Source organism: Streptomyces sp. NPDC050549 (assembly GCF_040655035.1).
In the GTDB taxonomy this organism is placed as follows: domain Bacteria; phylum Actinomycetota; class Actinomycetes; order Streptomycetales; family Streptomycetaceae; genus Streptomyces.
In genome coordinates, this window is record NZ_JBFAJD010000004.1 from 338,598 (window position 1) to 360,925 (window position 22,328).

The following is a 22,328-nucleotide window of genomic DNA, read 5'->3' on the forward strand; positions in this document are numbered from 1 at the left end:
TCTCAAGAGCAGAGGCAGACGAACTCGGCCCACACCACCTTGCCCAAGTCCCTTTCCCCCACGCCCCACTTGTCGGCGAGGGCGGCGACGAGCAGCAGCCCGCGTCCACCCTCGTCGCCGTCGTCGGCCTCGTCCACGTGCGGGACGCCGCCCCCGCTGTCGTGCACCTCGACCCGCAGCACCTGGCCGTCGTAGCGCAGGAACACCCGGAACTGCCGTCCCGGCGGCACCCCGTGCACCAGCGCGTTGGTCGCCAACTCGCTGACGCACAGCAGCACATCGCCACCGCGCTCGGTCTCCGCGAGTCCCCACTCGGCGAGCAACGCGTGCGCGAAGTGCCTGGCGGCGGGAACGGACCGGCGTTCGCGCCGGAAGAACTTCTCACTCGGGTTCACGGGACAAGAGTTGCTGAGCGTCACTACTGTTGACAGGGCGTGAGGCCTGGATCCGTTTTTGTACGGGCGGAGTACGGGTCCGTGCGGGGTCCGAAACGGGTGGACGTGGGGAGCACCACAGCATGAACTCCAAGAAGAACCGCTCCACGATGCGGCTACTGGGCTCACAGGTGAAAGCGGCCCGGATGGCAGCCGGGTTGACGCAACGCCAACTCGCCGAACGGGCCATGGTCGACGAGGAGACCATCGCGTCCATCGAGCAGGGCAGGCGACGGCTGATGCTCTCGCTGGCCAAGACGTTGGACCTGATCCTCGACACGAAGGGCACGTTGGCGGCGGGGGTCGACAACCTCCCCGAGATCGACCAATTCCCGCTCTACGCCGAGGAGTACATGCTGCATGAGCGCGAGGCCATCTCCCTGTCCTGGTACGACAACGCCGTCATCCCTGGTCTCCTCCAGACCACCGAATACGCCCGCGCGGTCCTGGCGGAACGCATTCCGGCGTACGACGAGGACGAGATCGCGGCGAAGCTCGCGGGCCGCATCGAACGGCAGGAGATCTTGCAGCGCAGGTGTCCGCCGACGATGAGCTTCGTCATCTGGGAGCCGGTTCTGCATCTCGGCATCGGGACGCCGAAGGCCCGTCGCGAGCAGCTCCGTTTCCTGCGCGAATGCGCCGAACTCCCAGGCCTATCACTCCAGTTCCTGCCGATGAACACGTCGGCACACGCAGGACTGGACGGCCCGTTCATCCTCCTTGAGACACCGGACCACCAGCACCTCGCCTACGCCGAAGGTCAGCGCGGTAGCCAGTGGGTTTCCGACCCGGACGAAGTGTCCGTCATGGCACGCAAATATGCGATGCTGCGGTCACAGGCCTTGTCCCCTCAGGAGTCAAGGGACCTGCTCGACCGTCTGCTAGGAGATCCATGAGCACCGCACTTGAGTGGTTCAAGTCGAGCTACAGCGGCAGCGAAGGCGGCGCCTGCCTCGAAGTCGCCTACGCCTGGCGGAAGTCCAGCTACAGCGGCGACGAGGGTGGCCAGTGCGTCGAGGTCGCCACCTGCCCCCACACCATCCACATCCGCGACTCCAAGAACCCGGCGGACAGCAGCCCCACTCTCACCGTCTCCCCCTCCGCCTGGACCGCGTTCACGACCCACTCGGCCGCCCGCTAGCCGATCGCGCGAAGGGCGCCGCCAGGCCTGCGGCGAAGGCGTTCCACGGCCTGGGCCGTCGTCTCGTCGGCGGGCAGGAGGACCACCAGTTCCTGCGCGTCGGTGCGCGGCAGCTCCAACCGTTCGCGCTGCCAGCGCAGTTCGTGCGCGGTGGGGTGGTTGAGTCGTAGCGGGACCTGCGGCGGTGGCAGGTGTCGGTTCAGCCGCCGGGTGAACTCCTGCCCTGCCAGCGGAGCGAGGTCGGCCGTGAACCACTCGGAGGTCTCCAGGGACGGTCCGAGCCACAGGTCGAAGGCCTGCTCGTCGGCCACCTGGTCCCAGTCGGGGAAGAACGTCCGGGCGCGCGGATCGGTGAACACATAGCGGGTCAGGTTCGGCTCCCGCCCGTCCAACAGCCCGCTGCCGCGCATCACCAGCTCGAACCCGGTGGTGTGCGCGAGCACGTCGCCCAGGCGGTTGGTGACGAACGCGGTTGAGGGCTCAAGGAGTTGGAGGGTCGCCAGCACGGTCGGGCGGACCTCACGGCTGGGCGGCGCGGGCCGCCGGTGCGTGGGGCAGGCTCCGCCGGTGATCTTGGTGAGGTAACGCAGGTGCTCGCGTTCGGCGGCATCCAGGCTCAGGGCGTCGGCGATGGCGTTGACCACGGCGGGGGACGGATTGCGGTCCCGTCCCTGCTCGATGCGGGTGAGGTACTCGACGCTGATCCCGGCGCGGGCGGCCAGGTCCGAGCGTCGTAGCCCCGGGGCGCGTCGGCGGCCCCGGTCGGGGATCCCGAACGACTCGGGCTGGATGCTGTCGCGCTTGGCTCGGACGAAGTGCCCCAGTGGCGTGCCCATGACTCAGAGTTTAGTGGCGGGGCCGGTTCGCCCGGCTGCCTCAGCGTGGCCCTGCGGGGGCCAGCCTGCGCCCGGTCTGGTTGCCGCGCCGGACGCGGTGGACCGTGGATCACATGAGCGAGAACGAGAAGCAGAAGAACCACAAGCTGGTCATCGTCGTCGGAAGCGTGCGGGAAGGGCGGTTCGGGCCCGTCGTCGCCTCCTGGGTCGCCGAACAGGCGCGCGTGCACGGCGGGTTCGACGTCGAGGTCGTCGACCTGGCCGACGTGGAGATCCCGTTGTCGTTGCCCGCGGAGTCGCCGAAGTACGCCGGGGACTCCTACCCGCGCCCCGAAGGAATGACGCCCCTGACCTCCCGCCTGGAGGGCGCGGATGCCTTCGTCCTGGTCACCCCCGAGTACAACCACAGCTACCCCGCCGCCCTGAAGGCCGCCATCGACTGGCACTTCACCCAGTGGACGGCCAAGCCCGTGGCCTTCGTCAGCTACGGCGGCGCGGCCGGCGGCCGTCATGCCGTCCTCCACCTGGAGAACGTCCTCACCGAACTGCACGCGGTGACCATCCGCGACGGCCTGGCGTTCCCGAACTACTTCACCGCGTGGGAGGAAGGGCAGCCGCTGGACCCCCAGGCGCCCGGCTACGCCAAGACCCTGCTCGATCAACTGGCCTGGTGGGCCGCCGCCTTGAGTGCGGCACGCGAGGCGAGCCCGTACCCAGCCTGACCGGAGTCCTCGCCCATCGCCGACTGTCAGTGGCCGCCTCTACAGTCTCTGGCATGGCGACTCTTCCCAATCCGCTGCCGAAGCTGGCGGCCGACCCGAGCGGCAGCTCGCTCGGGCTTGAGCTCCCTCCCGGGAGACTGATCGACATGACGGCCGAAGGCCCGTCGGACGAACCGCTGTTGTGGTGCGCGGACGGACCGGCGGGGCCCGGTGACTACGACGGCCTGCGGTCCGCACGCACCGCCGGGCTCCTCCCGCTGCTCATGGACGTGAACGGCGACCAAGGCGGCCCGGAGGAATGGGAGTTGAGCCCCGACGAGATGTCGTATCCCGGGGACCACGACGCCGACGAGGTACTGGAGGAGTTCTGGGAGGAGTACACGGACGAGGGCGACGAGTGGCCGGGCCTCGCCGAACCGCTCACCCTGGTCGCCGATCCCGACGAGCGGGCTGCCGAGGTCGCCGACTCCCTGGCGGGCGGCGGGCCGGGGTTCAAGGCGCCGCACCTCGCCCTGGTGCCGGCCCGCCGCAGCGCGGACATCCCGGCGGCTATCGGCTGGATGGGCCCCGCCAACCAGGAGAACGACACGGCTCGCCTCTGCGCGGTCCTCCGTTCCTGGGAGGACCGCTTCGGCATACGGGTCGTGGCCCTCGGCTTCGACCGGCTGACCGTGTCCGTGGCGGCCCCGCCCGCCGACCTCGACGAGGCCGAGGAAGTGGCCGCCGAGCACTTCGCCTTCTGCCCGGACGACATCGGCGACCTGGAGACGTACGCCCAGAAGCTGATCGGCCAACCCACCTGGTCCTTCTGGTGGGACTGACCTGAGCCCTCCCCGCACTCCGGTGGTGGGGCCCCGCGGCCCGGGTTACGTTCGGGAGGCGCGTCCCATGTGTCGCCCACCGGAGGCTGTGATGAGCGGAAGTGAGCCGGCCCGGCCGCAGGACCTGGCCGGTCAGACCGTCGTCGTGATCGGGGCGAGCTCGGGGATCGGGCTCGAAACCGCGCGTCAGGTCCGCACCGCCGGCGGCGAGGTGATCATGGTCGCGCGGGATCCGCAGCGGCTGGAGCGCACGGCTGCGGAGATCGGGCCACTGAGCACCGCGATCCTCGACGCCACCGACACGGACCGGCTCCGGGAGTTCTTCGACGACCTGCCCGACCCGGTCGACCACGTCCTGTCGACCGTCGGCGGCCCCTTGTACAGGCCGCTGGCCGACCTGGACCTGGCGGAGACCGGCCGGTACTTCGGCGAACGTCTCGCCGTGGTGCTCGGGATCGCCAAGTACGGCCGGGAGCGGGTCCGGGACGGGGGCACGCTGCTGTTCATCGGCGGCACGGGCGGTCGCCGCCCCGGCATCGGCATGTCCGTCATCGCCGCGATGACCGCCGCACTCCCCGCCCTCACCGCCAACCTGGCCCTCGAACTGGCCCCGGTCCGGGTGAACGCCATCGCCCCCGGATTCGTCGACACCCCGCTGTCGGCCGCGCTCCTGGGCGACCGGCTCGACGCCCGCCGGGAACAGCTCCGCGCCTCGCTCCCCATCCGCCGCGTCGTCGGCCCGGCGGACGTCGCCGCCCTGGCCGTACACATCATGCGCAACGAAGCCCTGACGGGCGCGACCTACGACATCGACGGCGGGCAGCAGCTGTTGCCCCAATGACCGTCCGTCCGTTCGACCGTCCGTTCAGGTGAGCAGCTTCATGCCCTCCGGCGCCTCGATCCCGAACTCCTCGTCCAGCACCCGCCGTACGTCCTCCTCGTCCGTCAACTCCCGCTTGCGCACCTCTCCGTCAGCCCGCGTCTCGGTCAACAGGCCCCCGTGGAGCAGGAGATGGCGTTCGGGAGTCACCCGCTGGACGAACAGACGCTGGGTGAAGGGAGAGCGCGGGTTCGTGGCGATGTGCCAGTTGACGACCTCGAAGTCGACGTGCTCGAAGGGTTCCGGGGTGAAGGCGTACTGCGGCTGCCAGGAGCCGTCGGCGCCCTGGGCCTCCAGCATCCACATCTCCAGCGGGCCGCGGTGCGGCACCCGGACGAACCGGTGCCGACGCCCCGCGTCCTCGAACTCCCCGCCGAGCGCGAGCGGCACCGGTTCCAGCAGCGCGCCGATCGCCCCGAACCCGACGTCCGCCAGATACGGCCGCGGGTCGCCCGGCACGTCCACGCGGAGGGTCATATGGGTGCGCGGGCGGGTCTCGATCCGGTCAGTGCCCACGACCACTCGTGCTGTCAGCAGGGTCACCCCGAAGCCGAGTGCCCGCAGCGCGGTGGCGAGCAGCGTGTTCTGCTCGTAGCAGTAGCCACCGCGCCGGCTCCGCACCAACTTGGCCATCAGATCGGGCAGTTCGAGGGAGGGAGCGGTACGCCGGAGCGCGTCGAGGTTCTCGAAGGGGATACCCCGCATGTGCGCGAGGTGCACCCCCTTCAGCGTCGCCGTGTCGGGCCGCCGCTCCCCCTCCCACCCGAGGTGCGCGAGGTATTCGTCGAGGCCGAAGCCATCACTGTCGGACATGCGCCCAGCTTATGGAGTCGGCCGTGCCCTACTGCTGCGTCGCCGGCTCCAGCGCCTCCACCGCCGCCGCGGCGGCCGAGGAGTCGGGGCCGTAGAAGATGTCGATGTCGACCTCCTCGCCGCCCATGGTCAGGGTGTCCCACGCGCCGCTGAGGACCAGCATGCGCAGGGTGCGGTCCTCCAGGGTCCCGAGGCGTTCGAGGATCGCCTCGTCGTCCGGCATGCCGGGCAGGCGGGGGGCGAGGCGGTCGCGGATGGCGCCCATGCGCGCCAGCAGGGTGGCCGTGTCCGCCTCGCGGTCGGGCTCCTCGGTGATGCCGTCGATGCCGTGGTCGATGATGTCCTTGATGGCCCAGGTGACGCCCTGGTCGTCGGTGGTGACCATGGCCTTCCAGGCGCGGCTCTTGTGCCGGTACTGGAGCATCGACATGGCGGCCTCGTGCCGCAGGAAGTCGGCGTCCCGGAAAGGCCGGCCGTTCCAGGCGCTGTTGAGGGAGCGGGCCAGTGAAATCGCCGACGCGAGGCCGCTGTTGAGGCCTCGGCCGGGCCAGAAGTGGATGGAGTTGGCCGCGTCGCCGAGGAGGAAGCCGTAGGTGCCGGGGGTGTTGAGAGTCGGGGGCAGCAACTCGGCCGAGAAACGCGGGCGTTGCACCATGTCGAGGCGGAAGCTGGTGACCGCGGACAGGTCCCGGGACTTGACGTCGAACAGCCGCAGTCCCTCGTGCACCCGCTTCCACAGGGGCGAGCCCTTGATGAGGGCGGGGAGGAACAGCGTGCCGTGGGTGGCGCACTGGAAGTCGCCGTGCTCGTCGCGGTTCATCAGGCAGGGGCGGGAGGCGATGCACTCCTCGAAGACCCGGCGGACCGGGTCGATGCCGATGACCTCGGTCAACTCGGCGTCGGTGAGCCGCATGTTGAGGAAGCCCTCGCCGCGCAACGAGTTGAGCAGGAACCGGTTCTGAGCGACCGTCAGCAGGATCGCCATCGGGTCCGGCAGTTCCGACTTGACGCGCAGACCGAGGACGACGTCCCGCAGATGGACGCCGTCGAGGGAGTAGATCGACTCGTCGGCCTTGCCGAAGCGGGCCGCGAAGTGCTCCCGGGTGCGTGACCGGCCGCCGTCGCAGATGGCCAGCACATGCTGCGAGGCGAGCTCGTCGCGCTGCTGCGCCGCGTCGAACTTGGCGGGGATCAGCCGTATCCGGTCCCGCTTCTCGTTCGCCAGCTCCAGCAACTGGTCCTCGATGTAGGCGATCCGCATGTTGCGCGGGTGGTGGTCGCCGATCGAGTCCGGGCCCGACGGCCACATCTCGGTGTAGTTCTCGGGGTCGAAGAGCCGGTCCTGCACGTACTGCGGCCAGGCGAGGTACTGCCGGCTCTGCACGGTCACCACCTGCTGGCGCCGGACATTGCCCTCGTCCGCGCCCTTCCAGACGACGGTACGGCCCTGCCTGCGCCACCGGCCCTCGTAGACGGTGATCTTGACCTGGGCGCCGAGGAAGTGCTCCAGGAGCAGCGCCGTGGACAGCCCGACCGGGCCGCCGCCGACGACGGTGACCCGCAGCACCGAGCCGTCGCTCTCCTCCGGGTGGGTCACCGAGCGGGGCAGGTTGAGCGCCATGAGGGTCTGCATGGCGTCCGCGACCTCGAAGCGGAACTCCTGGTCGCCGATGGTGATTTCGTCTCCGGCCTGCAGCAGCCGGGACTCGATCTCCTCCCCGTTGACCTGCGTGCCGTTGCTGCTGCCGCAGTCGCTCAGGACATAGCCCTGGTCCTGGTCGAAGACGATCTCCGCGTGGAAGCGGGAGACGCTCGGGCTGGCGATGACGACCGTGTTGCCCGCGTTGCGTCCAAAGGTGACGCGGGTGTCGACGATCGGGATGCGTTCTCCCGCGAGCAGGCCTTCGCGTCCGACGAGCACCGGTGCCATGGCACTTCCTTCCAGGGTGATGACATCAACAGCGCTGTGACACGTCGACTCTATGCTTGCGTGATCAAGTATTCCAGAGGCCAACTCGACCCGCTACCAAGGGAATTCAGGCACCGGCTCCCAATCCCTCCCCCAGCCTCCTGAGCCCCTCCCTGATCTCCTCCGGCGTCTGCGTCACAAAGCACAGCCGCATCGCCGACCGCTCGGGCTCCCCGGCACAGAAGGGCGCACCCGGCACATAGGCCACGTCGTGCCGCACCACCCGCGCCAGCAGCTCCGTCGTGTCGTACGACTCCGGAAGCCGCGCCCACAGGAACATGCCGCCCTTCGGCCGCCCCCAACTCGACCCCTCCGGAAGCGAGTTGGTAAGCCCCCCGAGCATGGCGTCCCGCCGCTCCCGGTACACGCAGGCCACCCTCGCCACATGCGCGTCGAGGTCGTTGTCCGCCAAGTACCGTGCCGCGGCAAGCTGGTTGACGGTCGGGGTGTGCAGGTCGGCGGCCTGCTTGGCGACGACACAGGCCCGCAGCAGGGTGGCCGGCGCGCGCAGCCACCCCAGCCGCAGCCCGGGCGCCATCACCTTGGAGAACGAGCCGAGCAGGACCGTACGGTCCACCGCGTCCTCGTGGGCCGCGATCCACGGCAACCGCTCGCCCTCGAAGCGGAGTTCGCCGTAGGGGTCGTCCTCCACGATCCACAGCCCGCGCCGCGCGGCGACGGCGGCGACCGCGGCCCGGCGGGCGGCGGGCAGGGTGCGGCCGGTGGGGTTCTGGAAGGTCGGCACGGTGTAGAGCAGCTTGGGACGCTCCCGCACGACGAGTTCGTCGAGCGCCTCGGGGTCGATGCCGTCCTCGTCCCCGGGCACGGCGACGACCCGCGCACCGGCGAACGCGAAGACCTGAAGTGCCGCCAGATAACAGGGACTTTCGACCAGGACGACGTCCCCCGGCTCCAGCAGCGCGGTCGCCAGCAGCGACAGAGCCTGCTGCGAACCGGTGGTCACCAGGAGGTCGTCGGGCCCGGTGGGCAGCCCGCGCGCCGAGGTGCGCCCGGCGAGCGCGGCCCGCAGCACCGGCTCGCCCTCGGTCGTCGCGTACTGCAGCGCCCGCCCGGGCGTCTCGGCGAGCACCGCCTGATAGGCGGCGGCGATACCGGTGGCGTCGAAGAGTTCGGGGGCGGGGAGCCCGCCCGCGAAGTTGATCACCTCGGGGCGGGCGGTGACGGCGAGGATGTCCCGCACCGGCGAACCGCCGATCGCACGGGCCCGGGCGGCGAGCGGCGGGAGCGGGGCAAGGGGGACGGGGACCGACTCGGTGATGGCCATGTCCGGCAGCCTAGGAAAGTACCTGCCGTCTACAAGCAGGTTTCCGCGATCCGGACGCCTTCGGTCTTCCGGCCCGGCCCGATCAGGCCTTCGTGCCGGTCGCCCCGTACACGTTGATGTCGTCGTCCGTCACATCGTTGATGTCCCGGTAGGTGATCTTCTCGATGTCGTCGAGGCTGTCGAAGTACGCCTGCTCCACCACCGGCGGGGCCGGTGCCGGACCGGGGTGCCACTGGTGGGCGGGGACCACGCCGGGCTCGTCCAGGGTGATTCCCCGGGCCTCGGTGAAGAACCGCTCGACCTCCTCCTTCGTACGGAACACGAAGGTGAACCCCCGTTCCGTGTACGTCCGTTGGACCGCGCGGGTCGGGATCGGGTGGATCTCGTCGGTGAGGTGGCTGAGCACCAGGTGGCTGCCCGACGGCAGCACGTCCACCAGCTCGCGCACCAGCGGGTACGCCTCCTCGTCCTCGACGAAGTGCAGGATCGCCACCAGCAGCAGCGCGATCGGCTCGTTGAAGTCGAGGGTCTTGGCCGCCTGTTCGAGGATGTCGGCCGGGCGGCGCAGATCGGCGTCGATGTAGTCGGTGCGGCCCTCGTCCGTGCTGGTGAGCAGCGCACGGGCGTGTGCCAGGACCACCGGGTCGTTGTCGACGTACACGATCCGCGACTCGGGGGCGACGCCCTGGGCGATCTGGTGCACGTTCTCCGCGGTGGGCAGCCCGGTGCCGATGTCGAGGAACTGGCGGACCCCGTGCTCCTGCGTCAGCCGGGTCACCGCGCGGCGCATGAAGTCCCGGTTGTGCCGGACGTCGAGATAGCCGCGCGGGTTGTGGGCGAGAGCCGCGGCGGCGGCCTCGCGGTCGACGGGGTAGTTGTCCTTGCCGCCGAGGAAGACGTCGTAGACGCGGGCCGAGTGCGCCTTGGTGGTGTCGATCCTCCTTCTCAGCTCGGCGGGATCTTGGCTGAGGGCGTCACCGGGCATGCGTGTCTCCCAGAAGAGTGGGTCATCGAAGGACCGCCGGAACGGTGCTCAAGTCCAGTGGTCAACAACCTAACTCCCGGCGGGACTTGATGGTGCCCAAGTGGGAGGACGGGTCCCGGCGTCCCGTGCCGTGCCCGGAAGGGGCGGCATCCCCGCAGGTCAGCGCGAGCGGGACGGTCCGGGCGTCCCGAATCCGGCAGCAGCCGTAGCGCCCGCGGGGCCCGACCGCCCAAGCTGCACCCGACAACGCTTCGCTCCGACAGGGGGACCCATGCCCGTCCGCACCACCCGCGTCCGCCTCCTGGCCACCGCGACGGCGGCCGTGCTCGCCGCGCTGCTGCTCACGGGATGCAAGGACGGCATGGGCGTACGCGACGAGGGCCCGTCGGGCACGACTCCCGCACCGACCGCGACCGCTCGCTGACCGGAAGGTCAGGCGTGCGCCGGGATCCGCTTCGGGCACGGACCGAACCGGTTCTCGCCCGGCTCGCTCTCCGTCAGCGTGAAGATCAGCATCACGACGGTGCCGACGAACGGCACGAGCCCGATGAGGGCCCACCACCCCGAGTGGTCCGTGTCATGCAGCCGTCGGACGGTCACCGCGAGGCCGGGCACCAGGAGCATCACGCTGAACACGAAGGCGACGACGACGAGCGCGGGCGACGCCCCCGAGGCGCCGAACCCGACGAGCACGACGTAGCCGACGCAGACGACGGCCGCGAAGGTCCAGTACTCCAGGCGCCGGGCGCGCCCGCTGAAGTCGGCGTACTTCCGCAACGCCTCCACGCCCTCAGTCGCGCAGCTTGAGGGCTGCCTCGACCGCCCAGTAGGTGAGGATGTTCTGCGCCCCGGCCCGCTTGATCCCGGTCAGCGTCTCGAAGATCGCCCGGTCCCGGTCCAGCCAGCCCTTCTCGGCGGCGGCCTCGACCATCGAGTACTCGCCGGAGATCTGATAGGCGGCGACCGGCACGTCCGAGACCTCGGCGACCTTGGCCAGGATGTCGAGGTAGGGGCCGGCCGGCTTGACCATCACCATGTCGGCGCCCTCCTCGAGGTCGAGCGCCAACTCCCGCAGGGATTCCCTGGCGTTGGCCGGGTCCTGCTGATACGTCTTGCGGTCCCCCTTGAGCGAGGACCCGACGGCCTCGCGGAACGGCCCGTAGAACGCGGACGAGTACTTGGCGGTGTACGCGAGGATCGCGACGTCCTCCCGCCCGATCTGGTCGAGCGCGTCCCGGACGACCCCGATCTGCCCGTCCATCATCCCGCTGGGGCCCACGACATGAGCCCCGGCATCGGCCTGCACCTGGGCCATCTCGGCGTAGCGCTCAAGGGTGGCGTCGTTGTCGACCCGCCCCTGCTCGTCGAGCACCCCGCAATGACCGTGGTCGGTGGTCTCGTCGAGGCACAGGTCGGACATGACGAGCAGCTCGTCCCCGACCTCGGCCCGCACGTCCCGCAGCGCGACCTGGAGAATCCCGTCCGGATCCGTCCCCGGCGTACCGAGCGCGTCCTTCTTGCTCTCCTCCGGCACCCCGAACAGCATGATCCCGGAGATCCCGGCGGCCACGGCCTCGGCGGCGGCCTTCTTCAGACTGTCCCGCGTGTGCTGCACGACCCCGGGCATGGCCTCGATCGGCACCGGCTCACCGATGCCCTCCCGCACGAACGCCGGGAGGATGAAGTCGGCCGGGTGCAACCGGGTCTCGGCAACCATCCGCCGCATGACGGGGGTGGTCCGCAGCCGCCGGGGCCGCGAGCCGGGGAAAGATCCGTACGTCGTCATGACATCTACGCTACGCCCGCCCCACGGGTGCCTTTGCCGACGGCCAGTCGGCCCACGGGGCGTCTCACGACGAGGAGTGCCGCCAGGCCAGGACAGTCGGCCGGGCGCCCCTGGAATCGGCGAACTGGTAGGGGTCGTAGACGACGTACAACGTGTCGTCGTAGCCCCTGGGCACCCCGAGCCCGACCGCGTCGGCCGCGAAGACGGTCGCCTTGGCGGGCTGTCGGACGTCGTTCAGCGCGTAGCCGCTGATCGACCAGGTCACCAGGCGGTTCCGGGTGATCCAGTCGACGGTGTAGAAGCCGTTGATCGTCTTGCCGACCTCGACCGGAGCGGTCCTCGCGCCGATCGTGAGCACCTTGATCCTGGTGTTCTCGTCTGCGGAGCGCGGGTAGTAGGCGATGCGCCCGCCCCGGACGGCGAAACCGCCGGCGCCGGTGAACGTCGCCACCTTCGCGGCGACCGCAGACCGCTGCCGCAGACCGACGCGGTAGGTGGTACGGGTACTCGTCCCGCCGTCCTGCGACAGCTTGCCCTCGGTGAGGTACAAGGTGCCGCCGTCGACGTCGAGTTGACCGAAGCGGGTGCGGGTCAGGACGCGTACGGCCTTGCCCCCGCCCGGCGTCCAGCGGAAGACGCCCGCCCTGGCGCCGGTCACGGCCTCCTCCCACACGAAGGAGCCGCCGTCGGCCAGTGGATGCGGCACCTGGCTCTGGCGGCCGGCGTGCGCCGACTCGGCGAGCAGCACCGGCCTGGACGAGGTGAGGGGCTGGCCGTACAGCCGCCAGCGGTAGCAGTCCGCGGCCTGCGAGTCCGCGTCCCCGCAGTCGGAGCCGTCGAGTTGGAGGCTCTCCACGCGCAGCAGCCAGCCGGATCCGAGGGTGACCGTGTTGGCCGTCCAGCCGGAATCGACCTGCCGGTAGCGCCGGGCCGTGCCGGTGGCGGGGTCCACGACCCAGGTCTGGGAACCCTGGCCGTCGGACGCCGAGCCGGTGGGCGGGACGGCGAGGAAGGCCAGGTTCCGCCCGGAGCGGACCACGCCCGAGCTGTCGATGTTCCAGCCCCTGGGCATGCCGAGGGTGCCGTCGGGCGCGAGCTTCGCCAGGGCGCGCGGCACCGGGGAGACCGGCTTCAGCCGGAGTGGGGTCAGTGCGGCCTGTGAGGCCGAAGTCCGGTCCGCCGCGGACGAGTTGCCATCGCATCCGGCGGCCAGCAGTGCCGCCGCGCAGAGCAGCGGAACCAACAGCCGGGAACGCCGGAGCACTACCACACCAGCTCGTTGTCGGCCTTGCCGTCACTGCCGTACTTGGCGTTCATCGCGGCGTAGACGTACTTGCGGTTGACCACGTGGCGACCGTACAGGACGTCCGCGTCGGCCGGATCGAAGTACTTGATGGAGACGCCGTCGCTGCCGTAGCCGTAGAGGCTGATGAAGTGCAGGCCGTGGTAGCCGTTGCTGGTCCAGATCGGCAGGGAGTGGCCCTGGACCAGCGGGATCAGCGGGGCCTTCAGGCTCCCGATGTCGGTCTTGACGCGGGCGAAGAGGTACTTCGCGCTGGCGGTGCCCTTGTCGTCGTAGTAGAAGTTGCGGCTCTCGTAGGTGTTCAGGGTGGTGTAGATCTTCGAGGCGGCCGTGCCGCCGACGGTCGTCCTCATGGAGGTGGCCAGCGCGCCCTGCGTCTTGGTGACGCCGAAGGCGGTGAGTGTGGCGCGGCCCGCGGCCGGGCCGCACCAGTACGAGCGCTGCTGCATCTGCGTGGTGATCGTGAGCGTCTTGTAGGTGACGGCGGCGGTCGCCCCGCTTGCGTCCGTCGTGGTGGCGTCGTCGTCGTCCGGCAGCGTGGCCAGCTCGGCGATCACCCGCCAGGCCTTGGCGGTCGCGGCGGCCTTGCCCTCGGTGTCCGAGGCGGCCTCGTCGGCGTCGTCGGTGATCGCGCCGGAGAGGGCCTCCGAGGTGGCCATCTCGGTCGACGAGGCATCGGTGTCGTCGGGCCCGTCGGTGTCGTCGGCGGCGAATGCCGGGCCCGCGACGAGACCGGCGGTGAGCACGCCGACGGCCAGCGCGCAGGCGAGACCGAGACGGTTGCGTCTGCGCGTGGTGTGGTTCCGCATGGTGTGGTTCCCCCTTGAGGAAGCGCCGTGACGGTGCTTCGACAGCCCTGTCGATCAGGTCGAAGCGCCAGTCAACCGGTCGGGAACTCACGGCACATCGGCCCCTCAGCCAGTTACCGACAGGTAACTATCCGAGTAAACCGCTGACTTGGGCCAGCACCACCGCGCAGGCGATCTCCACCCGGCTGGTCGCCTCCAAGTGCCGCAGCACGTCGGCGACATGCGCCCGCGCCGTGCGCGGACTGATGAACAACCGGACCGCGATCTCCGGATCACTCAACCCGCCCGCCACCAGCTCGGCCACCTCCCGCTGGCGCGGGCTGAGCCGGATCAGCCGGCGCGCTCTCGCCCGATGCCCCGCGACGATCCCGTCGAGCGGCAAGCCCCCGTGGCTCATGCACTCCCCCTCACCCCCATGCCGGTCAGAGCATGGACATGACGTGAAGATAACCGGGGAAGCGCCGGCGGGCTCACATATTTCGGGCGCTCAAAGGACTGGAGCACGCGAAGAGCGCGGCGGCCCCTGAGGACCACCGCGCTCACCGCGATGCCGGACCGGACCCCGGCCGTCAGGTCGTACGACGCCGCCGAGCCCCCGGCCGACGCTCACTGGGCCGAGTAACCGGATCCCCGGCCTCCTCCGCCGCGGCCCGCCGCCGCAACCCGAAGTTCGCCAACGCCTCGGCCAGCTTGTGCACGGACGGCTCCGGCGCCATCACATCCACCCGCAGCCCGTGCTCCTCGGCCGTCTTCGCCGTGGCGGGACCGATGCACGCGATCACGGTCACGTTGTGCGGCTTCCCGGCGATACCGACCAGGTTCCGCACGGTCGACGACGAGGTGAAGAGAACGGCGTCGAAGCCACCCCCCTTGATCGCCTCCCGGGTGTCCGCCGGCGGCGGCGAGGCCCGCACGGTCCGGTAGGCGGTCACGTCGTCGACCTCCCACCCGAGCTCGATCAGCCCGGCGACAAGAGTCTCCGTGGCGATGTCGGCACGCGGCAGGAACACCCGGTCGATCGGGTCGAAGACGGGGTCGTACGGCGGCCAGTCCTCCAGCAGGCCGGCGGCCGACTGCTCACCGCTGGGCACCAGGTCCGGCTTCACACCGAAGGCGATCAGCGCCTGGGCGGTCTGCTCGCCCACCGCGGCGACCTTGATGCCCGCGAAGGCACGCGCGTCGAGCCCGTACTCCTCGAACTTCTCACTCACGGCCTTCACCGCGTTGACCGACGTGAAGGCGATCCACTCGTAGCGGCCCGTCACCAGGCCCTTGACCGCGCGCTCCATCTGCTGGGGCGTGCGCGGCGGTTCGACGGCGATCGTCGGCACCTCGTGCGGGACGGCGCCGTAGGACCGGAGTTGGTCGGAGAGCGAGGCCGCCTGCTCCTTCGTGCGCGGGACGAGGACCTTCCAGCCGAACAGCGGCTTGGACTCGAACCACGACAACTGGTCGCGCTGGGCGGCTGCGGAACGCTCACCGACCACGGCTATCACCGGCCGGCCACCCTCGGGCGACGGCAGCACCTTCGCCTGCTTCAGCGTCTGCGCGATGGTGCCGAGCGTCGCGGACCAGGTCCGCTGACGAGTGGTCGTACCAGCCACTGTGACCGTCATCGGAGTGTCCGGCTTGCGGCCGGCCGCCACCAGTTCGCCCGCGGCCGAGGCCACCGAGTCCAGCGACGTCGACACGACCACCGTGCCGTCCGACGCGCCGACCTCGGTCCAGCAGCGGTCCGAGGCGGTACGGGCGTCCACGAAGCGGACGTCCGCGCCCTGCGCGTCCCGCAGCGGGACACCGGCGTACGCGGGCACGCCGACGGCCGCGGCGACACCGGGCACGACCTCGAAGGGAACACCCGCGGCGACGCAGGCGAGCATTTCCTCGGCGGCGTACGTATCTAGTCCGGGGTCCCCGGACACCGCACGCACGACCCGCCTGCCGCCCCGCGCGGCCTCCATGACAAGATGTGCCGCATCCCGCACAGCGGGTAGGCCAACGGTTGTTGACGCACCGTCAACAACCGTTAGTTGAGGCGTGCCCGTGCCCGGGAACGAGTCCGAAGAAGGACCCGGATCCGGATGCACGACGGCCACGCCCGGTCGGGCGTGCGCACGTACGACGTCGAGCACCTCGTGCTCGGCGACGAGAACGTCCGCGTTCGCCAGCGCCTCCACGGCGCGCAGTGTGAGCAGTCCCGGATCTCCGGGTCCGGCACCCAGGAAGGTGACGTGCCCGTGTTCCGGACCGGCGGCGGGAAGAGTGGTGGGGCTCACTTGGCTTGCTCCCCCATCAGACCGGCCGCGCCCTGGGCGAGCATCTCGGCGGCGAGTTCGCGACCGAGCGTCAGTGCTTGGTCATGCGTCTCGGGCACGGGACCGGTGGTGGACAGCTGCACCGTACGCGAACCGTCGGTCGTGCCGACTATTCCGCGCAGGCGCATTTCCTTGACAATCTGCCCGTCGGCCAGAAGGTCGGCCAGCGCGCCCACAGGGGCGGAGCAGCCGGCCTCCAGGGCGGCGAGCAGGGACCTTTCGGCAGTCACGGCGACCCGCGTGAACGAGTCGTCGAGCTCGCCGAGTGCCGCGATCAAGTCCGCGTTGTCCGCGGCACATTCGATCGCCAGGGCCCCCTGGCCGGGGGCGGGCAGAACCGTGTCGACCGACAGGAAGTCGGTCACTTCGTCGAGTCGGCCGATCCGGCTCAGTCCGGCGGCGGCCAGGACGACGGCGTCCAGCTCACCGTCCCGCACGAAGCCGATCCGGGTGTCGACGTTGCCCCGGATCGGGACCGTCTCGATGTCGAGGCCGTGGCCGCGCGCGTACGCGTTCAGCTGGGCCGTGCGCCGCGGGGAGCCCGTACCGATGCGCGCCCCGCGGGGCAGGTCGGTGAACTTCAGGGCGTCCTTGGCGACGAGCGCGTCCCTCGGGTCCTCGCGCTCCGGTACGGCGGCGAGCACCAGGCCCTCGGGCTGCGCGGTCGGCAGGTCCTTCAGCGAATGAACCGCGAAGTCGACCTCACCGCCGAGCAGCGCTTCCCGCAGCGCGGTCACGAAGACCCCGGTGCCGCCGATCTGGGCGAGGTGCTCGCGGGAGGTGTCGCCGTAGGTGGTGATCTCGACGAGCTCGACGGGCCGTCCGGTCACCTGGCTCACGGCGTCCGCCACCAACCCGGACTGGGCCAGGGCGAGTCTGCTCCGCCTGGTCCCCAGTCTCAGTGCCTTGCTACTCATGCGGGCCCTCGGTTCTTGCTGTTCTTCTCAGAGTCTTCTTCGGCCCGCGAGACGGAGGCCACCGTCTCCTGGTCCAGGTCGAACAGGGTGCGCAGCGCGTCGGCGTACCCGGCGCCGCCGGGCTCGGCCGCGAGCTGCTTGACCCGTACCGTCGGCGCGTGCAGCAGCTTGTCCACCACGCGCCGCACGGTCTGGGTGATCTCGGCGCGGTGCTTGTCGTCGAGGCCGGGCAGCCGTCCGTCGAGGCGGGCGATCTCGTTCGCGACGACATCGGCGGCCATGGCGCGCAGGGCGACCACGGTCGGCGTGATGTGCGCGGCCCGCAGGGCTGCCCCGAAGGCCGCGACCTCGTCGGAGACGATACGCCGGACCGCGTCCACATCGGCCGCCATCGGAGCGTCCGCCGAGGCCTCGGCGAGCGACTCGATGTCCACCAGCCGCACCCCGGCCAGCCGGTGCACGGCGGCGTCCACGTCACGCGGCATCGCGAGGTCGAGGAGCGACAGCACCGGCGCGGGGCGCGGGATCTGGGCGACGGGCTCGGGCCTGCGCCGCTCGGGGATCCGGCCGACGGTCACGGCCATGGTGGCGAGTTCGGAGATGAGTTCCGCCTCGGCCTCCGGCGTACGACGGGTGCTCTCGCGCCGGTCGACGCCGGCCCCGGCGACCCAGGCCGCGTGCTGCTCCAGCGTCGCCGCGTCCATTCCGGCCACGGCGGCCTCCCCCATCACGGAGAAGCCGGTCGAACCCTGCACCGCCGAGAGATCCAGCGGACAGCCGTCCTCGGCCCCGACGGAGGTCGGCGGAAGCTCTTCGCGTACGTCGTCCCACGCGGTCGTACGACCTGCCGTCACGTCCTGCGACACCCGGCCCTCGACCGCTCCCGCGACCACGTCCGCCGTCAGGACCAGGCCCGTCGCGCCCGTGCAGGACACGACGACATCGGCACGTGTCAGCTCGAACGGCACCGAATCCATCGGTACCGCGCGGGCCGACACGTCCGTTTCGGGGCTCTCCGTGATGATCTGGGCGAGCCGCTCGGCGCGGTCGGAGGTGCGGTTGGCGACCACGATCTCGGCGACCCCGGCGCGGGCGAGGGTTGCGGCGGCCAGCGACGACATGGAGCCGGCGCCGATCACCAAGGCGCGTTTCCCCTTCGCCCAGGCCTCCACCGGCGTGCCGGAGGAGAGCTGCTGGAGGCCGAAGGTCACCAGGGACTGTCCCGCGCGGTCGATGCCGGTCTCGGAGTGGGCGCGCTTGCCGACTCTGAGGGCCTTCTGGAACAGGTCGTTCAACAGCCGCCCGGCGGAGTGCAGTTCCTGCGCCTTGGCCAGCGAGTCCTTGATCTGACCGAGGATCTGGCCCTCGCCGACCACCATCGAGTCGAGGCCGCAGGCCACCGAGAAGAGGTGGTGGACGGCCCGGTCCTCGTAGTGCACGTAGAGATGAGGAGTGAGCTCGTCCAGGCCGACCCCGCTGTGCTGGGCGAGCAGCGTGGACAGCTCGGCGACACCCGCGTGGAACTTGTCCACGTCGGCGTAGAGCTCGATGCGGTTGCAGGTGGCCAGGACGGAGGCCTCGGCGGCCGGTTCGGCGGCGACGGTGTCCTGCAGCAGCTTGATCTGGGCGTCCGCGCCCAGCGTGGCCCGCTCCAGGACGCTGACCGGGGCGCTGCGGTGGCTCAGCCCGACGACGAGGAGACTCATGCCGGCATCACGGCGGGGACGTCCCCGTCAGGGCCCTGCTCGGCGGAGTCGCCGCGGTGCGCGGCGGCCGGGTGCGCGGCCTCGGCGGCGGCTTCCTCACCGGCCTTGCGCTGCTCGTGGAAGGCGAGGATCTGCAGCTCGATGGAGAGGTCGACCTTGCGGACGTCGACGCCGTCCGGGACGGTCAGCACGGTCGGTGCGAAGTTCAGGATGGAGGTGACACCGGCGGCCACGAGCCGGTCGCAGACCGGCTGGGCGGCACCGGCGGGGGTGGCGATGACGCCGATGGAGACGCCGTTGTCGCTGACGATCTTTTCCAGCTCGTCCGAGTGCTGCACCGGGATGCCCGCGACGGGCTTGCCGGCCATCGCCGGGTCGGCGTCGATGAGTGCGGCGACGCGGAAGCCGCGGGAGGCGAACCCGCCGTAGTTGGCGAGGGCGGCACCGAGGTTTCCGATACCGACGATCACGACCGGCCAGTCCTGGGTCAGGCCCAGTTCGCGGGAGATCTGGTACACGAGGTACTCGACGTCGTAGCCCACACCGCGGGTGCCGTAGGAGCCGAGGTAGGAGAAGTCCTTGCGCAGCTTCGCGGAGTTGACGCCCGCTGCGGCGGCGAGCTCCTCGGAGGAGACCGTGGGCACCGAGCGCTCCGAGAGTCCGGTCAGCGCGCGGAGATACAGCGGGAGACGGGCGACTGTGGCCTCGGGAATCCCTCGGCTACGGGTCGCCGGTCGGTGAGTTCGGCCAGTTGCCACGGTGCTCCTGCGGGTAGAGCGGGGCTGTGGGCGGTCACACGAACCCAGACCGCCCCGTCGGAAGCAGGCTATGTCTTTGTGAACGCGTGCACAAAGATGGTGTCCGATTTGCCCACCCAACGTGACCGGGGTCACGCACACGCGTTCCCAACGTATTCCAGGGGGCAAAACCGCCACACTCCTCGTAATTCCCGCCCCCGAGACCAAACCGCCGTCGATCCTAAGCGACGTTCGGGTGCGCATTGAACTACTTGGTCAGTTCCCTGCGCAGGCGGCCCTCGTCCACCCGCCAGAAAGTGTGCTGTTTCCCATCCACCAGGACGACCGGAATCTGCTCCCAGTACTCGTCGTGCAGGCGCTGGTCCACGGTGATGTCCTTCTGTTCCCAGGGGACCCCCAGATCGGCGCAGACCTTCTCCACGACGAGCTGCGCGTCCTCGCACAGATGGCAGCCGGGCTTCCCGATGAGGGTGACGACATGACTCATGCACCCCATTCTCACGCCGTCCGGCCACTTCTTTAACGGCCCGGTCGCGGAGAGTTCACAGCCTCCGAACCTCTCGGCTCCGGAACCACCGAACAAACTGGCTATGCTCACGACATGGCCGCTCTCGGATGGCTCACTCCCCGTAGGCGCTCCGCCACGGCGCGGAGCGTGTTGGCAGGCGAGGCCTCTGCGGAGGCAGCGCGCAAGTCGTCGCAGGATGTCCAGGACATAGAGGACGCCCTCGCGAAAGAAGCAACGCAGGAACCGGAGTTCCCGGTCCTCGGCGACGACAGAGCTGCGGCCTTCTTCGACCTCGACAACACCGTCATGCAGGGCGCGTCGATCTTCCACTTCGGCCGCGGCCTGCACAAACGGAAGTTCTTCGAGACCCGCGACCTCCTCAAGTTCGCCTGGCAGCAGGCCTGGTTCAGGCTCGCCGGCTCCGAGGACCCCGAGCACATGCAGGAGGCACGCGACTCCGCGCTGTCCATCGTCAAGGGCCACCGCGTCGCCGAACTCCAGTCGATCGGCGAGGAGATCTACGACGAGTACATGGCCGAGCGCATCTGGCCCGGCACCCGCGCCCTCGCCGAGGCCCACCTGGCCGCGGGCCAGAAGGTGTGGCTCGTCACAGCGGCCCCGGTGGAGATCGCCAATGTGATCGCCCGCCGCCTCGGCCTGACCGGCGCGCTCGGCACGGTCGCCGAGTCCGTCGACGGCGTCTACACCGGCAAGTTGGTCGGCGAACCGCTGCACGGCCCCGCGAAGGCCGAGGCGGTCAAGGCACTGGCCGCGGCGGAGGGCCTGGACCTCTCCCGGTGCGCCGCCTACAGCGACTCGCACAACGACATCCCGATGCTCTCGCTGGTCGGGCACCCCTACGCCATCAACCCGGACGCCAAGCTGCGCAAGCACGCCCGGCAGTTGGACTGGCGACTGCGCGACTACCGCACGGCCCGCAAGGCGGCCAAGGTCGGCATCCCGGCGGCGGCCGGCGTGGGCGCGGTGGCGGGCGGCACGGCCGCGGCGATCGCATTGCATCGCCGACGCCGGTGACGCGGTAGACACAGCCAATCCACGGGTCGTACCCGCGTAACCCCCTGTCCAGTCACGTTGGCTGCACACGGCCACAACACGCCCTGCTCCCTGACTGAATTCGGACCGTTCTGATCAACAACCGTTCACTCTGCGGTACTTGATCGAGCGTCAATCGGTTACAGAAGCGACGTAATCGATGATTTGAGCAACTGGGTGTAGCAGCGCCTGTACGAAGCGTTATTCTCCTCAGACGCAATCCGGCACCTCTCTGTCGCTACGACGGGTGAACGTTCCGGTACTGCACGTGATGGAAGCTCTGCCTCTGGGAGTCCCGTGTACCCACACGTCGGGGTTGACGCCTCGGGCCTGGCTACGCTGCGCGCAACGGTCCAAGACCTGTTGCGCGGCTTCGTCCCCACCGCGTACGCCGTCCCCGCCGCCTTCGCCACCACCGCACCCGTCGGTCCGTGCTACGCACTGGCCGACGGCGGCGCGGCCGTTGGCAGACGAGGGCGCTCGGCCGGCGCCGCCACCGCACGCCGTCCGGCCGCTGACAGCGACAGCGCCCGGATGATGGACCTCGTGGAGCGTGCCCAGGCCGGCGAAGCCGACGCCTTCGGCCGCCTCTACGACCAGTACAGCGACACTGTGTACCGGTACATCTACTACCGAGTGGGAGGCAAAGCCACCGCCGAGGACCTCACAAGCGAGACCTTTCTGCGCGCCCTGCGCCGCATCGGCACCTTCACCTGGCAGGGGCGCGACTTCGGCGCCTGGCTGGTGACCATCGCCCGCAACCTCGTCGCGGACCACTTCAAGTCGAGCCGCTTCCGGCTGGAAGTGACCACCGGCGAGATGCTCGACGCCAACGAGGTCGCGCGCTCCCCCGAGGACTCCGTCCTGGAGTCCCTGTCGAACGCCGCCCTCCTCGACGCCGTACGACGGCTCAACCCCCAGCAGCAGGAGTGCGTCACGCTCCGCTTCCTCCAGGGCCTCTCCGTCGCGGAGACCGCCCGGGTGATGGGCAAGAACGAGGGCGCGATCAAGACCCTCCAGTACCGCGCCGTGCGCACTCTCGCCCGGCTCCTCCCGGACGACGCCCGCTGACGGCACACGCTCGGTAACGCCCAACTCGCGCTCAGTGAAAGTCCGTTGAGTTCGCGGTCGGATCATCCGTCGTCCGTAACCCAAGTGCCGCGCCACTCGTTGTGCGGGATACAGGCTCCCTGTGGTCACACCCTGCCCCTCCCCGATCACTCGATCGTGTGGATGCGGTCAGGAGGTGCAACCCTCAGGACCCCCTGGGGAGTCGACCGTCATGAC

Annotated in this window: 24 protein-coding genes; 8 read left to right on the top strand and 16 right to left on the bottom strand. The window is 70.2% G+C overall.

Going from position 1 to position 22,328, the window contains the following annotated elements:
- Nucleotides 1-2: 2 nt before the first annotated feature.
- Entirely contained in the window at nucleotides 3-395 is a 393-nt protein-coding gene (locus tag AB0I51_RS09545) for an ATP-binding protein (RefSeq protein ID WP_362973061.1), read from the bottom strand.
- A gap of 122 nt (nucleotides 396-517) precedes the next feature.
- Between AB0I51_RS09545 and AB0I51_RS09550 the strand changes: the two genes are divergently transcribed.
- Both AB0I51_RS09550 and AB0I51_RS09555 read left to right on the top strand, forming a co-directional pair.
- A complete protein-coding gene (locus AB0I51_RS09550; protein ID WP_362973063.1) occupies nucleotides 518-1,330 on the top strand; it encodes a helix-turn-helix transcriptional regulator in 813 nt (270 codons plus the stop codon).
- On the top strand, nucleotides 1,327-1,575 hold the full coding sequence (locus AB0I51_RS09555) for a DUF397 domain-containing protein (protein WP_362973065.1): 249 nt from the start codon (nucleotides 1,327-1,329) through the stop codon (nucleotides 1,573-1,575). Before AB0I51_RS09550 ends, AB0I51_RS09555 begins: the two co-directional genes overlap by 4 nt.
- Here the strand turns inward: AB0I51_RS09555 and AB0I51_RS09560 are convergent.
- Nucleotides 1,572-2,411, bottom strand: a complete 840-nt coding sequence (locus AB0I51_RS09560; RefSeq protein ID WP_362973067.1) for a helix-turn-helix transcriptional regulator — start codon at nucleotides 2,409-2,411, stop codon at nucleotides 1,572-1,574. The genes AB0I51_RS09555 and AB0I51_RS09560 overlap by 4 nt on opposite strands.
- Nucleotides 2,412-2,524: 113 nt before the next feature.
- On the opposite strand from AB0I51_RS09560, the gene AB0I51_RS09565 reads away from it, so the two are divergent.
- The 3 genes from AB0I51_RS09565 to AB0I51_RS09575 all read left to right on the top strand — a co-directional run bounded on the left by AB0I51_RS09565 (nucleotide 2,525) and on the right by AB0I51_RS09575 (nucleotide 4,795).
- Nucleotides 2,525-3,133 carry an NAD(P)H-dependent oxidoreductase gene (locus tag AB0I51_RS09565; RefSeq protein ID WP_362973069.1) on the top strand — a complete coding sequence of 203 codons (609 nt, stop codon included), beginning with the start codon at nucleotides 2,525-2,527 and terminating at the stop codon, nucleotides 3,131-3,133.
- Nucleotides 3,134-3,186: 53 nt separating this feature from the next.
- On the top strand, nucleotides 3,187-3,954 hold the full coding sequence (locus AB0I51_RS09570) for a DUF4253 domain-containing protein (protein ID WP_362973071.1): 768 nt from the start codon (nucleotides 3,187-3,189) through the stop codon (nucleotides 3,952-3,954).
- A 91-nt stretch (nucleotides 3,955-4,045) separates the two neighbouring features.
- Nucleotides 4,046-4,795 carry an SDR family oxidoreductase gene (locus AB0I51_RS09575; RefSeq protein ID WP_362973073.1) on the top strand — a complete coding sequence of 250 codons (750 nt, stop codon included), beginning with the start codon at nucleotides 4,046-4,048 and terminating at the stop codon, nucleotides 4,793-4,795.
- A gap of 24 nt (nucleotides 4,796-4,819) precedes the next feature.
- On the opposite strand, the gene AB0I51_RS09580 is transcribed toward AB0I51_RS09575, so the two are convergent.
- The 4 genes from AB0I51_RS09580 to AB0I51_RS09595 all read right to left on the bottom strand — a co-directional run bounded on the left by AB0I51_RS09580 (nucleotide 4,820) and on the right by AB0I51_RS09595 (nucleotide 9,886).
- On the bottom strand, nucleotides 4,820-5,647 hold the full coding sequence (locus AB0I51_RS09580) for an arylamine N-acetyltransferase (protein WP_362973075.1): 828 nt from the start codon (nucleotides 5,645-5,647) through the stop codon (nucleotides 4,820-4,822).
- Between the two features lie 28 nt (nucleotides 5,648-5,675).
- On the bottom strand, nucleotides 5,676-7,577 hold the full coding sequence (locus AB0I51_RS09585) for an FHA domain-containing protein (protein WP_362973077.1): 1,902 nt from the start codon (nucleotides 7,575-7,577) through the stop codon (nucleotides 5,676-5,678).
- 106 nt (nucleotides 7,578-7,683) lie between these two features.
- Entirely contained in the window at nucleotides 7,684-8,901 is a 1,218-nt protein-coding gene (locus AB0I51_RS09590; protein ID WP_362973079.1) for a PLP-dependent aminotransferase family protein, read from the bottom strand.
- Nucleotides 8,902-8,983: 82 nt separating this feature from the next.
- Nucleotides 8,984-9,886, bottom strand: a complete 903-nt coding sequence (locus AB0I51_RS09595; RefSeq protein ID WP_362973081.1) for an SAM-dependent methyltransferase — start codon at nucleotides 9,884-9,886, stop codon at nucleotides 8,984-8,986.
- A gap of 271 nt (nucleotides 9,887-10,157) precedes the next feature.
- Between AB0I51_RS09595 and AB0I51_RS09600 the strand changes: the two genes are divergently transcribed.
- A complete protein-coding gene (locus AB0I51_RS09600; RefSeq protein ID WP_362973083.1) occupies nucleotides 10,158-10,310 on the top strand; it encodes a hypothetical protein in 153 nt (50 codons plus the stop codon).
- Between the two features lie 8 nt (nucleotides 10,311-10,318).
- Here the strand turns inward: AB0I51_RS09600 and AB0I51_RS09605 are convergent, their stop codons facing one another.
- The 10 genes from AB0I51_RS09605 to AB0I51_RS09650 form a co-directional block, all read right to left on the bottom strand.
- The gene (locus AB0I51_RS09605; protein ID WP_362973085.1) at nucleotides 10,319-10,672 is read right to left on the bottom strand and encodes a DUF805 domain-containing protein; all 354 of its coding nucleotides are present in this window, start codon (nucleotides 10,670-10,672) and stop codon (nucleotides 10,319-10,321) included.
- Between the two features lie 4 nt (nucleotides 10,673-10,676).
- On the bottom strand, nucleotides 10,677-11,672 hold the full coding sequence (gene hemB / locus AB0I51_RS09610) for a porphobilinogen synthase (protein ID WP_362973087.1): 996 nt from the start codon (nucleotides 11,670-11,672) through the stop codon (nucleotides 10,677-10,679).
- Between the two features lie 64 nt (nucleotides 11,673-11,736).
- Complete coding sequence (locus AB0I51_RS09615; protein WP_362973089.1) at nucleotides 11,737-12,936, bottom strand: hypothetical protein; 1,200 nt, start codon at nucleotides 12,934-12,936, stop codon at nucleotides 11,737-11,739.
- A complete protein-coding gene (locus AB0I51_RS09620; protein ID WP_362973091.1) occupies nucleotides 12,936-13,784 on the bottom strand; it encodes a C39 family peptidase in 849 nt (282 codons plus the stop codon). Before AB0I51_RS09620 ends, AB0I51_RS09615 begins: the two co-directional genes overlap by 1 nt.
- 127 nt (nucleotides 13,785-13,911) lie before the next feature.
- Nucleotides 13,912-14,181 (bottom strand): helix-turn-helix transcriptional regulator, encoded by a 270-nt coding sequence (locus AB0I51_RS09625; RefSeq protein ID WP_362973093.1) that lies wholly within the window; start codon nucleotides 14,179-14,181, stop codon nucleotides 13,912-13,914.
- 172 nt (nucleotides 14,182-14,353) lie between these two features.
- Entirely contained in the window at nucleotides 14,354-16,060 is a 1,707-nt protein-coding gene (locus AB0I51_RS09630) for a bifunctional uroporphyrinogen-III C-methyltransferase/uroporphyrinogen-III synthase (protein ID WP_362973095.1), read from the bottom strand.
- On the bottom strand, nucleotides 16,057-17,016 hold the full coding sequence (gene hemC, locus AB0I51_RS09635) for a hydroxymethylbilane synthase (protein WP_362973097.1): 960 nt from the start codon (nucleotides 17,014-17,016) through the stop codon (nucleotides 16,057-16,059). The genes AB0I51_RS09630 and hemC overlap by 4 nt, the downstream gene beginning before the upstream one ends.
- Nucleotides 17,013-18,722, bottom strand: a complete 1,710-nt coding sequence (locus AB0I51_RS09640; protein WP_362973099.1) for a glutamyl-tRNA reductase — start codon at nucleotides 18,720-18,722, stop codon at nucleotides 17,013-17,015. The genes hemC and AB0I51_RS09640 overlap by 4 nt, the downstream gene beginning before the upstream one ends.
- Nucleotides 18,719-19,480, bottom strand: coding sequence for a redox-sensing transcriptional repressor Rex (locus AB0I51_RS09645; RefSeq protein WP_362973101.1), 762 nt, complete (start codon nucleotides 19,478-19,480; stop codon nucleotides 18,719-18,721). The genes AB0I51_RS09640 and AB0I51_RS09645 overlap by 4 nt, the downstream gene beginning before the upstream one ends.
- Nucleotides 19,481-19,727: 247 nt before the next feature.
- Nucleotides 19,728-19,976 carry a glutaredoxin family protein gene (locus AB0I51_RS09650; protein ID WP_051106159.1) on the bottom strand — a complete coding sequence of 83 codons (249 nt, stop codon included), beginning with the start codon at nucleotides 19,974-19,976 and terminating at the stop codon, nucleotides 19,728-19,730.
- A gap of 105 nt (nucleotides 19,977-20,081) precedes the next feature.
- On the opposite strand from AB0I51_RS09650, the gene AB0I51_RS09655 reads away from it, so the two are divergent.
- The gene (locus AB0I51_RS09655) at nucleotides 20,082-21,023 is read left to right on the top strand and encodes an HAD-IB family hydrolase (RefSeq protein ID WP_262063525.1); all 942 of its coding nucleotides are present in this window, start codon (nucleotides 20,082-20,084) and stop codon (nucleotides 21,021-21,023) included.
- Between the two features lie 315 nt (nucleotides 21,024-21,338).
- Nucleotides 21,339-22,112 (top strand): ECF subfamily RNA polymerase sigma factor, BldN family, encoded by a 774-nt coding sequence (locus AB0I51_RS09660; protein ID WP_019075382.1) that lies wholly within the window; start codon nucleotides 21,339-21,341, stop codon nucleotides 22,110-22,112.
- Nucleotides 22,113-22,328 lie beyond the last annotated feature (216 nt).